The organism is Acetobacter tropicalis, from assembly GCF_030644465.1.
Taxonomy (GTDB): domain Bacteria; phylum Pseudomonadota; class Alphaproteobacteria; order Acetobacterales; family Acetobacteraceae; genus Acetobacter; species Acetobacter tropicalis.
On record NZ_JAUYUW010000001.1, the window covers coordinates 2,958,008 to 2,970,197 of the forward strand.

16 protein-coding genes are annotated in these 12,190 nt (G+C 57.2%); 11 read left to right on the forward strand and 5 right to left on the reverse strand.

Annotated elements, in window-relative coordinates:
- Positions 1-28: 28 nt before the first annotated feature.
- Entirely contained in the window at positions 29-421 is a 393-nt protein-coding gene (gloA, locus tag QWU00_RS13380; RefSeq protein ID WP_006559470.1) for a lactoylglutathione lyase, read from the forward strand.
- 118 nt (positions 422-539) lie between these two features.
- Here the strand turns inward: gloA and QWU00_RS13385 are convergent, their stop codons facing one another.
- A complete protein-coding gene (locus QWU00_RS13385) occupies positions 540-986 on the reverse strand; it encodes a hypothetical protein (protein ID WP_035378097.1) in 447 nt (148 codons plus the stop codon).
- A gap of 153 nt (positions 987-1,139) precedes the next feature.
- Between QWU00_RS13385 and rpmH the strand changes: the two genes are divergently transcribed.
- From rpmH to QWU00_RS13425, 8 genes are all read left to right on the forward strand, one after another.
- The gene (gene rpmH, locus QWU00_RS13390; RefSeq protein ID WP_035378099.1) at positions 1,140-1,274 is read left to right on the forward strand and encodes a 50S ribosomal protein L34; all 135 of its coding nucleotides are present in this window, start codon (positions 1,140-1,142) and stop codon (positions 1,272-1,274) included.
- 23 nt (positions 1,275-1,297) lie between these two features.
- A complete protein-coding gene (gene rnpA, locus QWU00_RS13395; protein WP_052051164.1) occupies positions 1,298-1,705 on the forward strand; it encodes a ribonuclease P protein component in 408 nt (135 codons plus the stop codon).
- Between the two features lie 152 nt (positions 1,706-1,857).
- A complete protein-coding gene (yidC, locus tag QWU00_RS13400; RefSeq protein ID WP_035378101.1) occupies positions 1,858-3,609 on the forward strand; it encodes a membrane protein insertase YidC in 1,752 nt (583 codons plus the stop codon).
- The gene (gene yihA, locus QWU00_RS13405) at positions 3,609-4,292 is read left to right on the forward strand and encodes a ribosome biogenesis GTP-binding protein YihA/YsxC (protein WP_006559465.1); all 684 of its coding nucleotides are present in this window, start codon (positions 3,609-3,611) and stop codon (positions 4,290-4,292) included. Before yidC ends, yihA begins: the two co-directional genes overlap by 1 nt.
- Before the next feature lie 32 nt (positions 4,293-4,324).
- Entirely contained in the window at positions 4,325-5,230 is a 906-nt protein-coding gene (gene argB, locus QWU00_RS13410; RefSeq protein WP_006559464.1) for an acetylglutamate kinase, read from the forward strand.
- 163 nt (positions 5,231-5,393) lie between these two features.
- Positions 5,394-6,242, forward strand: a complete 849-nt coding sequence (gene dapD / locus QWU00_RS13415) for a 2,3,4,5-tetrahydropyridine-2,6-dicarboxylate N-succinyltransferase (protein WP_035378104.1) — start codon at positions 5,394-5,396, stop codon at positions 6,240-6,242.
- Between the two features lie 19 nt (positions 6,243-6,261).
- Complete coding sequence (gene dapE / locus QWU00_RS13420; protein WP_081938953.1) at positions 6,262-7,476, forward strand: succinyl-diaminopimelate desuccinylase; 1,215 nt, start codon at positions 6,262-6,264, stop codon at positions 7,474-7,476.
- A complete protein-coding gene (locus QWU00_RS13425; protein ID WP_052051165.1) occupies positions 7,473-8,096 on the forward strand; it encodes a hypothetical protein in 624 nt (207 codons plus the stop codon). Before dapE ends, QWU00_RS13425 begins: the two co-directional genes overlap by 4 nt.
- 9 nt (positions 8,097-8,105) lie before the next feature.
- On the opposite strand, the gene QWU00_RS13430 is transcribed toward QWU00_RS13425, so the two are convergent.
- The 4 genes from QWU00_RS13430 to def form a co-directional block, all read right to left on the reverse strand.
- Positions 8,106-8,573, reverse strand: coding sequence for a YaiI/YqxD family protein (locus tag QWU00_RS13430; protein WP_035378107.1), 468 nt, complete (start codon positions 8,571-8,573; stop codon positions 8,106-8,108).
- 131 nt (positions 8,574-8,704) lie between these two features.
- Entirely contained in the window at positions 8,705-9,523 is an 819-nt protein-coding gene (gene truA, locus QWU00_RS13435; protein ID WP_035378109.1) for a tRNA pseudouridine(38-40) synthase TruA, read from the reverse strand.
- A gap of 27 nt (positions 9,524-9,550) precedes the next feature.
- Positions 9,551-10,507 (reverse strand): methionyl-tRNA formyltransferase, encoded by a 957-nt coding sequence (fmt, locus tag QWU00_RS13440; RefSeq protein WP_035378111.1) that lies wholly within the window; start codon positions 10,505-10,507, stop codon positions 9,551-9,553.
- Positions 10,508-10,524: 17 nt separating this feature from the next.
- The gene (gene def, locus QWU00_RS13445) at positions 10,525-11,091 is read right to left on the reverse strand and encodes a peptide deformylase (RefSeq protein WP_052051166.1); all 567 of its coding nucleotides are present in this window, start codon (positions 11,089-11,091) and stop codon (positions 10,525-10,527) included.
- Between the two features lie 239 nt (positions 11,092-11,330).
- On the opposite strand from def, the gene QWU00_RS13450 reads away from it, so the two are divergent.
- Together QWU00_RS13450 and QWU00_RS13455 are read left to right on the forward strand one after the other, a co-directional pair.
- Entirely contained in the window at positions 11,331-11,831 is a 501-nt protein-coding gene (locus QWU00_RS13450) for an Hsp20 family protein (RefSeq protein WP_035378112.1), read from the forward strand.
- Positions 11,832-11,916: 85 nt separating this feature from the next.
- Positions 11,917-12,183, forward strand: a complete 267-nt coding sequence (locus QWU00_RS13455) for a DUF1150 family protein (protein ID WP_006560106.1) — start codon at positions 11,917-11,919, stop codon at positions 12,181-12,183.
- The last annotated feature ends 7 nt before the right edge of the window (positions 12,184-12,190 follow it).

The window sequence follows — 12,190 nt, forward strand, 5'->3', positions numbered from 1 at the left end:
CCGCAGAGCACTGAAGAGAGGACAACCTATGCCCCGTTATTTGCACACCATGGTTCGCGTAAAAAATCTGGATGCCAGCATCGCTTTCTACAAATTGCTGGGGATGCATGAACTGCGCCGTCGGGAAGTGCCGGAAGGCCAGTATACGCTGGTTTTTATAGGATACGCGGATAACGCTGCGGGAGAAGCCGAAATTGAACTGACCTATAACTGGGGCAAGGATGACGGCTACGACGTGGGCACAGGATTCGGACATTTTGCCGTAGGCGTGCCAGATGTTGCCGCTGCCGTAGAAAAGGTGCGGGCTGGTGGAGGCAAGGTGACGCGTGAGGCCGGGCCCGTGAAATTCGGCACGAGTGTTATCGCGTTTGTTGAAGACCCGGACGGCTACAAGATTGAACTGATCCAGCGGCCTGACTGACAATAAGGCCACAGTCTTCGGAGAGCCGTTGATGGGGAAATGCCGCCACTCTCATGGCGGCATTTTTTATGGGCGCAGAAAGCTGAGTGATGTCTGAATGATTGGAATAAAATGGATATCAGGCAGGAGGCTGCTGTTTCAGGCGGAGCAGTAGTCGCTCAAGGGACTCGGTAATGGTCTGGGCGGCTTTCTGCACAAGCGGGTCGGGATTTTCATCAAGTTGATCGGCCGCCAGCATGGCGGGAGAGATAATGCCGCGAATATCATGCCGCAGCTTGGGCGTTAACTCTGACCCGGTTGCGGAAAAGGGGGCAGGCGGCGTGGCGGGTTGTGTGGCGGCGGCGGCTTGCTCGGGCCGCGAGAGAGTGGTCTCAGAAGAAGTCTGATGGCCGAGAGCCGCAACATGCAACCGGCACCCCAGCCACGCGCCGATGGCAGCGGCCAATATCACTGGTAGCAGGCCTGCTGGGAAGGAGAGACCCAGTATGCCTGAAACAAGAGCCCCCAGGATCGGCAGGCAGAACAGGGCAATCAGAGGGCTGGTTGAAGGACGAATCTGGTTCACTACGGATCAACCTTTGCATTTGTGGCGTAAAACCGGCCGGAAGACTCTGTGGTTGTGATTGACGGACACACATCTGAACAGTATAAGCCGCCCCTGATCTGGGCAGGTGGCTCTGTGCTGCCTGTATGACATTTTAATGAAGGGAGTGCAGCAATGAAGCGCACTTATCAACCGTCCCGGCTGGTCCGCAAGCGCCGCCATGGTTTCCGCGCCCGTATGGCAACAGTTGGTGGACGCCGTGTTATTGGCAACCGTCGCGCAAAAGGCCGTAAGCGTCTTTCCGCTTAAGCCTTTACCGGCAGTCCGGCAGAATGGACCGGAGTGAAGGTCAGGCAGAAGCGGGAACGGTGTTTGTCCGGTCCCAGCGTCTGAAGAATCGGAAAGAGTTTCTCTTTCTGGCTGCGCGGGGGCGTAAAGCGCCTGTGCCGGGCCTTGTCCTTCAGCTCTTCCGGCGTCAGGATTCGGATGCCGCACGTGTTGGGTTTACTGTTACCAAAAAGGTCGGGAACGCCGTAGTGCGCAACAGGGCTCGCCGCCGGTTGCGGGAAGTGGTGCGATTGGTTGAAGCTAATACGCCGCTTAACGGGCTTGATCTTGTTCTGATAGGTCGTGCTGCTACGGGGAAACGTCTTTTTACGGACCTGGTGGCGGATTTCCGCAAGGCCCTTGCGATATGCCTTGCCGAGGCCGACCGAAAGGCTCACTCCCTTAGAAAATAAATGCTGCTTCGTGACGAGGCAGCTTGGGGGTGTAACTTTCTCGGCTTGCATTCCTGCTCATCCTGCGCTGGAACCAGAGTGCCGTGAAGACTCCGGGTTTTGCGGTCTGATTTTATGTTCCGTTTCGTGCAGGGGGGCCAGCGGGCCAGCCAATGGATACAAGACGTCTGATACTGGCAACGCTGCTGTCAGCTGTGGTTCTTATCGGGTTTGATTATTTCTTCCCGCAGGCGCCAAAGGCCCCTGTTCCCACATCCACTCAACAAACTGTTTCTGCCCCGGCTTCTGGGGATGCTGCGTCGGCAAATGCGCCCGCAGCGCCGAGCGTGGCGGAGCCCGCGGCTCAGCCGGATGGGCCTGATACGCGTGTGGTGATTGATGCTCCGGCCGTGCAGGGCAGCCTGAGCCTGCGCGGTGCCAAGCTGGATGATCTGGTGCTCAAGGCGTACCGTGAAACAACGGATGCCAACAGCCCGGATGTAAGGGTGCTCAGCCACGCAACGCAGGCCAAACCTGATTATGTGGATTTTGGCTGGCGTGCCGCGTCTGACGCAACCGTTCATCTGCCAGATGCCAACACGCTGTGGAAAGCAGACAACACGCATCTGGATGCGACTCATCCCGTAAATCTTACATGGGATAACGGTCAGGGGCTGACGTTTGAGATCGCCATGGCGGTTGACAAGAACTTCATGTTCACGGTCACCCAGCGTGTGCACAATACCAGTGGTCAGGCTGTGGCCCTGTATCCCTTCTACCGTGTGAACCGGGGCTACACGCCGGAAACAAACGGCGGCATGCTGGTGCATGAAGGTCCTATTTCCGTCATTGATGGTCGTCTGAACGAAGGCTCATACAAATCCCTGCGCAAGGATGGGGTTCCGCCGGATAACGTGTCCTGGAGCCATCAGGGCACTGGTGGCTGGGCTGGTATTACGGACAAATACTGGCTGATGGCTGTTGTGCCTGATCAGTCCGCGCAGGTGGTGGGCGCTTATACGTACCTGCCGCAGAAAAACATGTATCAGGTCGGCTTTACCAGCACGGCCCCCATTCAGGTTGCCGCTGGTCAGACAGCCAGCACCGAAGCCCATGTTTTTGCCGGTGCCAAGGAAGTGCGTCTGCTCGACCAGTATGAGCATGACCTGCATATTCCCATGTTCTGGAAGGCTGTGGATTTCGGCTGGCTTTCCTTTCTGACACGTCCGGTCTTCTTCGTGCTGGACTGGCTGTATTCCATGATGGGCAATTTTGGTCTGGCCCTGCTGACCTTTACGGTTATCGTGAAGCTGGCCTTCCTGCCGCTGACCATCAAGCAGATGCGCATGACGTGGAAAACCAGCCGCCTGAAGCCGAAGGTGGACCAGATCCGCGCGCGTTACAAAGACGACCCCATGGCCATGCAGCAGCATATTATGGGGCTGTATCGGGAAGAGAACGTGAACCTGTTTGGTGGCTTCCTGCCCTTGTTCATTCAGGCTCCCGTGTTCTGGTGTCTGTATAAGGATCTGTATGTCACCATTGAAATGCGTCATGCGCCGTTCTTTGGCTGGATCAAGGACCTTTCTGCCCCAGACCCCACGAATATTTTCAACCTGTTTGGTCTGATTCCGTTCAACCCGGCGCATGTGTTGCCGTTGCTGGCGCTGGGCGCGTGGCCGATCCTGTATGGTGCTACCATGTTCCTGATGCAGAAGATCAGCGCCAGTTCCACCAACATGGACCCGGCCCAGCAGAAGGTGATGGCGTTCATTCCGTTGCTGTTCACCTTCTTCATGGCGCATCAGCCCGTGGGTTTGGTGATCTATTATTGCTGGAGCAATCTGCTGACGGCATTGCAGCAGGTGCTTATTCTGGGGCGGTTCAAAGCTGCGGATAAAAAATCCGTGCCGAGCAAAAGCTGATGGCGGATACAACCCGCTCCTTCCGTGAACTGGATAGTCAGGCGCAGATTGATGCCGCCCTTGAAGAAGGGCGGCTCCTTTTTGCAGGCTCCTGTGACTTTATTTTCGGGGCACAGAAGCTGGGGCAGCTTCCCCCGCAGACCCTGCCGGAAATTGCGTTTGCCGGGCGTTCCAATGTGGGCAAGTCCAGCCTTGTGAATGCGTTGACGGGGCGCAAGACACTGGCTCGCGCTTCTTCCGAACCGGGCCGCACCAAACAGTTGAACTTCTTCAATCTGGCGGATCGGCTGATGCTGGTGGATATGCCGGGGTACGGATACGCCAAGGCTGCCAAATCCGTGAAGGAAGACTGGCAGGAAATGATGTTTGATTACCTGCGGGGCCGTCCCGGCCTGAAGCGGGTGATGTTGCTGCTGGATGCGCGGATTGAACTCAAGCCGCATGATGAAGAGGTCATGAAACTGCTGGATCGCGCTGCGGTCAGCTTTCAGATCGTTCTGACCAAGTGCGATGCCGTGAAGCCAGCCCCTCTGGCCCGCAAGGAAGAAGCCATACTGGCTGTGGCACGCCGTCATGCCGCGGCCTGCCCGTTTCTCTCCCTCTCCAGCAGTGAGACAGGGCAGGGTATTGAACAGTTGAGAGCGGAACTGGCGGAATTCGCGCTGCCGTCGCAGTCCTTCTAGTTTCGGCAGGTTTGAGAGCAGGAAATTACACCATGACCATCGCCAAGCCTCCCATTATGGAGCCGCATCAGGAAGCGGCCATTCTGGCCGGTGCGCTGCCCTATCTGCGCCGCTATGCCGGTGACACCATTGTGGTGAAATACGGCGGTCATGCCATGGGTGACCCGGAACTGGCGCAGACCTTCGGGCGGGATATCGCCTTGCTGAAGCTGGTTGGCATCAACCCCGTGGTGGTGCATGGCGGCGGCCCCCAGATCAACAGCATGCTCAAGCGGCTGGATATCAAATCCACCTTTGTGGACGGCCTGCGGGTGACAGACGCCAACATGGTGGATGTGATCGAAATGGTGCTGGCCGGTTCCGTCAACAAGGAAGTGGCGGAACTGATCAGTCAGGCTGGCGCGCTGGCGGTTGGTATCTCCGGGAAGGATGGCAAGCTGATTACGGCCCGCAAGCTGCAACGCACCGTGCGGGATAATGACAGCCAGATTGAACGGGTGCTTGATCTGGGCTTTGTGGGCGAGCCCGTGAAGGTGGACCCTCGTGTCATCTATGCGCTTTCCGGTTCGGGCCTGATTCCGGTTATTGCTCCCGTTGGGTTGGGGGAAGACGGCGCAACCTACAATATCAATGCCGATACGGCGGCTGGCGCTATTGCCGGGGCCGTGCACGCTACCCGTCTGCTGATGCTGACAGACGTTCCCGGCGTGCTGGATGCAAACGGCAAGTTGATTCCTGAACTGACAGCCGAGCAGGCGCGTCAGGCCATTGCAGACGGTGTGATTACCGGCGGCATGATTCCCAAGGTTGAAACCTGCATTCAGGCCGTGCAGGCCGGTGCGCGTGCTGCGGTGATCATCAACGGCCGTATTCCGCACGCGTGCCTGCTGGAACTGTTCACCGCTTCCGGCTCCGGCACACTCATCCGGGCGGACTAAGCCCCATGCACGGCGGCTGGCGGTAGTGCCTGAGGCACTGCCGGATGGCTGTCCGTGTGTCATGATGCGTTGACAGGCATCGGCCCTGTCCGCATGGTCCATCCGTATTTTTCGTATCGGGTCGGCCTGCCCCGATTGGTTCCATCATGTCTGACGGTGTCTTATGACTGAAGCTACTCTCCGCGCTCATATTGAAACTCTGTGGGAAGCACGTGACCGTGTGTCTTCCGCTACCGTCGGTGAAGACCGCAAAGCCATTGAAGACGCTCTGGAAGCTCTGGATTCCGGTCGTCTGCGTGTTGCTGCCCCCAGTGAAGATGGCTGGGTGGTGCATGAATGGCTGAAAAAGGCGGTTCTGCTGTCCTTCCGGCTGAATGACAGTGTTGTCATTCCGGGGGCTGCGGCTGGTGCTCCGGCTTATGACAAAGTGCCCGTCAAGTTTCAGGGGTGGGACCAGGCCCGTTTTGAAAAAGCCGGTTTCCGCGTGGTGCCGGGTGCCGTGGTGCGTTATTCCGCCCACATTGCCCCCGGTGCGGTGCTGATGCCCAGCTTTGTGAATGTGGGTGCCAACGTTGGCAGCGGCACCATGGTGGATACCTGGGCTACAGTGGGAAGCTGCGCACAGATTGGCAAAAACTGTCATATCAGTGGTGGTGCCGGTATTGGCGGTGTGCTTGAACCGCTTCAGGCTGCTCCGGTCATTATTGAAGATAACTGCTTCATTGGTGCCCGTTCAGAAGTGGCAGAAGGCGTGATTGTTGAACGTGGGTCTGTTCTGTCCATGGGGGTATTCCTCGGGGCTTCCACCAAAATTGTGGACCGTGCTACGGGGGAAATTTTCATGGGTCGCGTTCCGGCCTATTCCGTTGTGGTGCCGGGCACGCTGCCGTCTTCCAACCCCATTGGCGCGGATGGCAAGCCCAACCCGCAGTTGGCCTGTGCTGTGATTGTAAAGCGCGTTGATGAACGCACCCGTTCAAAAACGTCTATCAACGATCTCCTGCGCGACTAAGCAGCGGGACGGAGAGAGCATGAGCGGATCAGAAGCTGAGCAGACTATACCCGCTACGGCGGCAAAGGCCGATCAGGGCAATGCGCAGGTTCTTCCTACGCCAACTGACCCGATTGCCGTTGCGCAGGCGTTGATCCGCCACCCTTCAGTGTGCCCAGACCCCGGGCCAGCTCAGCAGATGCTTGCCGCTATGCTGGAAAAGCTGGGGTTTGAGGTCTGGCACCTTCCTTATGGGGAAGGGCCGGAACGGACCCCCAATTTTTTCGCGCGATTGGGTAAATCTGACCCGCATATCTGCTTTGCCGGGCATACCGATGTTGTGCCGCCGGGGGCGGAGGCTGCGTGGGCTCACCCGCCTTATGCGGCCGAGATTGAAGACGGCATACTGTATGGCCGTGGTGCGTGTGACATGAAGGGCGGTATTGCTGCCTTTGTGGCTGCTGTTGCCCGGTTCACAGGCAAGGGGCATCAGGTAGGCTCCATCAGTTTTCTGATTACCGGAGATGAAGAAGGCCCAGCCACCTACGGCACCAAAAAGGTGCTGGAATGGATGGCGCAGGAAGGTCAGATTCCTGATTATTGCGTGGTGGGGGAGCCCACCAATCCTGCAGCCATGGGCGATATGGTCAAAATTGGCCGTCGCGGTAGTCTGAATGCCCATATTGTGGTTGAGGGGGTGCAGGGGCATGTGGCTTATCCCCATCGGGCGGATAATCCGGTGCATCGGCTTCTGACCATTCTTGCTGCTTTGCAGGCCCAGCCCTTGGATAACGGATCTGACTGGTTTGAACCTTCCAGTTTGCAGGTGACCAGTGTGGATGTGGGTAATTCTTCCACCAATGTAATTCCTGCTCAGGCCGAAGCGCGCCTGAATATTCGGTTTAATGATCTGCATACGGGGGAAGGACTGACTGGCTGGTTACGTACAGTCTGCCAGCAGCACGCTCCCAACGTGCGTGTGGTCGTCAAGATTAGTGGGGAGTCGTTTCTTACTGCTCCGGGTGCTGCAACAGATGCTCTGGTGAAAGCCATTGAGCACGTAACGCAGCGCACACCCAAGCTGGATACGGGTGGCGGCACATCTGATGCCCGCTTTATTGCGCAATACTGCCCGGTATCCGAGTTCGGGTTGGTGGGGGCCAGCATCCATAAGGTGGATGAGCAGACCTCGGTGGCAGACCTGGAAACACTTACCCAAATATATGAGACCTTTCTGGAAGGGGTCATGGCGTGATTTCTAATTCGGGTAAAATGGGAAGTGGCCGCAGAATTCTACAAGGCATGCTGTTGCTGGCCAGTGGGCGGCGTGAAGGCATAGCATGCTTTGAGGGTACGCCGGATGCGTTCGGGGCAGCTCTTGCGCCACAACTGGCTATGCTGATTGTGGGTGTGCTGCAGGTGTTTGTGGTGCCTGACAAGCTTCTGGGCCTGACCAAAATCCTGCTTTCCCTCTGCGTTGTTTTGCTGCCTGCTGTGGTGTCACAGTTCTATGCGCATCGCTGGGGGCGGGATGTTCTGTGGCTGCGCTATATAACAGCAGCCACATGGTGCAACTGGGTTGTGCTGCTTATTTCCCTTGGGGCCACCATTCTGGCCGGTCTGCTGTTTCCGGCCATTCTTACCCAGCCCGGTTTCATGGGGGCTCTGGTTCTGAGTGTGGCCGTGTATGAAATGTGGCTGCAATGGTATGTGGCCCGTGTCGGGCTTGGCCTGAGCCGTGGGCGGGCGTTGTTGCTGTATGCTTCAATCCTTGCCGCAACGTTGGCGCTTTATGTTTTTGCCGCTCTTTTGCCGCCGCATTACATCGTGCTGAAGGATCTGCTTCAGCCGATGATCAACATGAAGAATAGCTGAGGTTTGGGGTTAGAGCCGACCCAGAGCTTTCCGCTTTTTGGCTTTGACGACCGCTGTGTCCAGTGCGGAAAGAAAGGTGGAGCGGTCTGAACGGGTAAAGCCGCGCCCACCTTGTGTAATGGCCCCCGTGTTCCGTAAATCTTCCATTAGGTTCCGCATAGCCAGCGCCATGCCGATGGCATTTTCATCGAGAATACGGCCGCGCGGGTCAAGAACGCACGCACCTTTTGCTACACAGCGTGCAGCAAGCGGAATGTCAGCAGAAATGACAATATCATGAGCCATGACCTGATCGGCAATCCAGTTGTCCGCCACATCCATTCCCTCTGTCACAACAATACGTTCAATCAGAGAAGAGGCTGGAATAGCGATCATTTTGTTGGAGACAACAAAAGTGTGCAGCCCATAGCGTGCGGCTACGCGGTAGGTTTCGTCCCGAACAGGGCAGGCATCGGCATCAATAAAAATACGAATCATGCTGCGAGTGTAGCACAGGTTATCTGACCTATAAGGAAAGCCTGTATGACGGACTGGCAAAGTGAGATCCCAATCATCCGCCCGTAGCAGACAGGGCACGGTTAACCCTTAGCCAATGTTATGTGTGGTGATTAGCCGAAAGGATCTGGCTCGTATCCTACGCCGGTAAGATACAGGCCTTCAGGGGGAGCGGTGGGGCCAGCCGCACAGCGGGATTTCGCTTCAAGAGCGTGCGCAATGCGTTCAGGTTTCCAGCGACCCTGTCCTACCAGGCTGAGTGTGCCGACCATGTTGCGTACCTGATGGTGTAAGAAAGAGCGCGCTTTGGCGATGATCCACACTTCCTCGCCATGACGTTCTACTCTCAGGATATCCAAAGTACGCAAGGGGCTTCTGGCCTGACAGGCCACAGCACGGAAGGACGTGAAATCGTGTGACCCAATCAGATAATTGGCTCCTTCCTGCATCAGATCAATATCCAATGGTGAACGAAGATGCCACACGTGGGAAGCTCCCAGAGCCGGGCGTGAGGGGCGGTTGAGAATGCGGTAGCGATAGGAACGCCATGTTGCGGAAAAGCGTGCGCTCCAGTCCAGCCCGACTTGGGCGGCCTCAATGACTGCTACAGCATGGGGCTTTAGGTGATAGCTTAATCCGTCCCTTACCCGGTAAGGGAGAAGCGGCATGTCAGTCGGAAAATCCAGATGCGCAACTTGTCCTGTGGCGTGCACACCGGAGTCCGTTCGTCCGGCCGTAATGCTAGTGACTCGCCGGCCGCCAGCCATGCGTGTGGCGGCTTCCTCCAGAAGCGCCTGCACGGAAAGGCCGCTGGTCTGACGTTGCCAGCCTACAAGGCCCGTGCCGTCATATTCAAGTTTGACCGCCCATCTCTGATAAGCTGGGGCTCGGTCGCGCTCGGCCTGAAGTTCGTCAACCAGCAGATCAGACATAAGGGCAGGACCGCGGAAAAAAAGGAATCATTTGGAATGCGCAGATGGAGCATCATCATCCTGCGCAGTAAGCAGAACGGTACCAGCAGGGATCGAATGCCCCCGTAGGAAGGCCTCAGCCTCCATCATGCCCCGACCGGGCTTTTGCAGACGAGTGAGGCGTACAGCACCTTCACCACAGGCCACTGTTAAAGTGTTGTCCAGAAGAGTGCCGGGCCTGGCGGTGTGATGAAACTGCGGAAGAGGGGTGGCCGCTCCGATCTTGATAATCATGCCATCGTTCAGCACAGTGAATGTGCCAGGCCACGGGGTAAGGGCTCGGATGCGGCGATCTATGGCACTGGCGCTCTCCTGCCAGTTGATACGTCCATCTTCGCGTGTCAGCTTCTGGGCATAGGTCACGCCATCTTCCGGCTGCGGGGTAGGGAGCGGAGTTTCCGTCAGCGTGCGCACAACCAGCGATCCACCCAGAGCGCTCAGAGCGTCATGCAACGATGTGGCGGTTGTCTGGCTGGTAATGGGCACGGCCCCGCGCAGCAACATTGGGCCGGTATCTAACCCGGCTTCCATCTGCATGATGGTCACGCCACTTTCCGTATCGCCAGCCAGAATGGCGCTCTGGATAGGAGAAGCGCCCCGCCAACGCGGTAAAAGGCTTGCGTGAATATTCAGGCAACCAAGACGAGGCGTATCCAGCATGCTCTGGGGCAGGATGAGGCCGTAGGCCGCAACCACGGCCACATCTGCCTGAAAGCCATCAAAAACGGCCCATTCCTCAGTATTTTTGCGCAGGGAAACAGGATGCCTTACCGGCAACCCGAGTTTATCGGCGGCTTGATGTACGGGTGAGGCCCGGAGGGCTTTGCCGCGACCAGCGGGCCGAGGCGGCTGCGTGTAAACGGCAACAATATCATGACCGGCAGCATGGAGGGCGTGTAGGGCCGGCACGGCAAAATCCGGGGTGCCCATAAAAATGACGCGCATCGGCCTCGCCTCCGGCTTTAGGAACGCTTCATTTTCTGTTCCTTGGCCAGCCGCCGCAGAATCATGTTCCGGCGCAAGGTGGACAGATGGTCCACAAACAGCACGCCTTCCAGATGGTCGATTTCATGTTGCATGCAGGTGGCCAGCAGACCGTCCACTTCACGCTCCATGAGGTCCCCGTCAACATTCCGCCATTGTACACGGACCTGTTCAGGGCGAGTGACTTCTGCATACTGGTTAGGCAGGGAGAGACAGCCTTCTTCCCGTGCGGCCAATGTTTCTGACTCTGCCACAACTTCCGGGTTGATCATGATAATGGGCTCGCGGGCATCTTTTTCACCCAGATCCACCAATGCAAAGCGCAGGCTAAGGCCAACCTGCGGTGCAGCCAGGCCGATGCCGGGCGCTTCATACATGGCAGAGAACATGCTGGGCAGAATACGGCGGATTTCTGCCATATCTTCGGGTTTGACCTCGCGCGTTTTGCGCCGCAGCACGGCATGCGGGGCAACGAGGATCGGCATGGGCGCGGCCTCGGCCGCTGCAGCGGCAATGGCTGCGTCTGTCAGAGCTGCGTTTGTCATATGCTCGATTTAGCGCCCCCGGCTTCAGGATGCCAGAGGCAACAACAGCATGGCGGCACAAAACGTGTGAAATATGCCGCACTGTGGCACGGAATGTTCACAAATGGTCCAAAAGGAGAGCCTGAGAGCGTGTGGTAAGGCGCGCGCCGTCTTGCGTTGCGGCGCAGGTCTCCCATATCGTGAAGAAACCGGATGCCATCAGGGTCCGGTCCTGTCTCGCTCAGAAAGGAGGAGGCTCTATGTCAGGCAGAGTATTTGGCTCGCCCATGTTTCTGGGGTTTGATCATCTTGAACAGATGCTTGAGCGCGCCAGCAAAGGGGCAAGTGACGGTTATCCGCCCTACAATATTGAGCAGATGGCCCCCAACAAGCTGCGGATCACGCTGGCGGTTGCCGGCTTCCGGATGGATGATCTGCAAATCACGCAGGAAGACAACCAGCTTGTTATCCGTGGTCGGCAGGTGGAAGACGCGGAAGAGCGTATTTTTCTGCATCGGGGGATTGCATCCCGCCAGTTTCAAAAGGCTTTCGTGCTGGCTGAAGGCATAGAGATAGGCGGCGCATGGCTTGATAACGGACTTTTGCATATTGATCTGTTCCGTCCGCAGCCGGAAGTGCGTGTAAAGCGGATCGAGATCATGCAGGCTGGCCAGAAGGCGCATCCTGTTAACGGCGCAGCCGCCCTGAAACCGCGTTCGGCCCGTGTGCTGCATACGGTGGATGAAAGAGAGGGCAACTGAAGGCCTTGCTCGCCCTTTTTGTGAAAGGAAAAGGGGATGGAAGGTGGTTGCAGTATTGGTTTTGGCAAGGATTGAGGAGGGCACTATGAGAGTCACGACCCAGAATGGACGTGTTGAGCTTGTGCCAGATCAGTCGGAAACCCCGGTTGATGTCCACCAGCTTTCTGAAAATCAGTTCCGGTCTCTAGGGCTGGAAAATGTTGCGTACATCCGCCCCGCTCTAACAGAAGATGGCGAGGAAGGATGCGCCATTCATGCCGCCGACGGCTCCCCTCTGGCCGTGGTGGATGATATGGAAACGGCATGGGGAATTATCCTTCACCATGACATGATCCCTGCCAGCCTACAGTAACAATTCC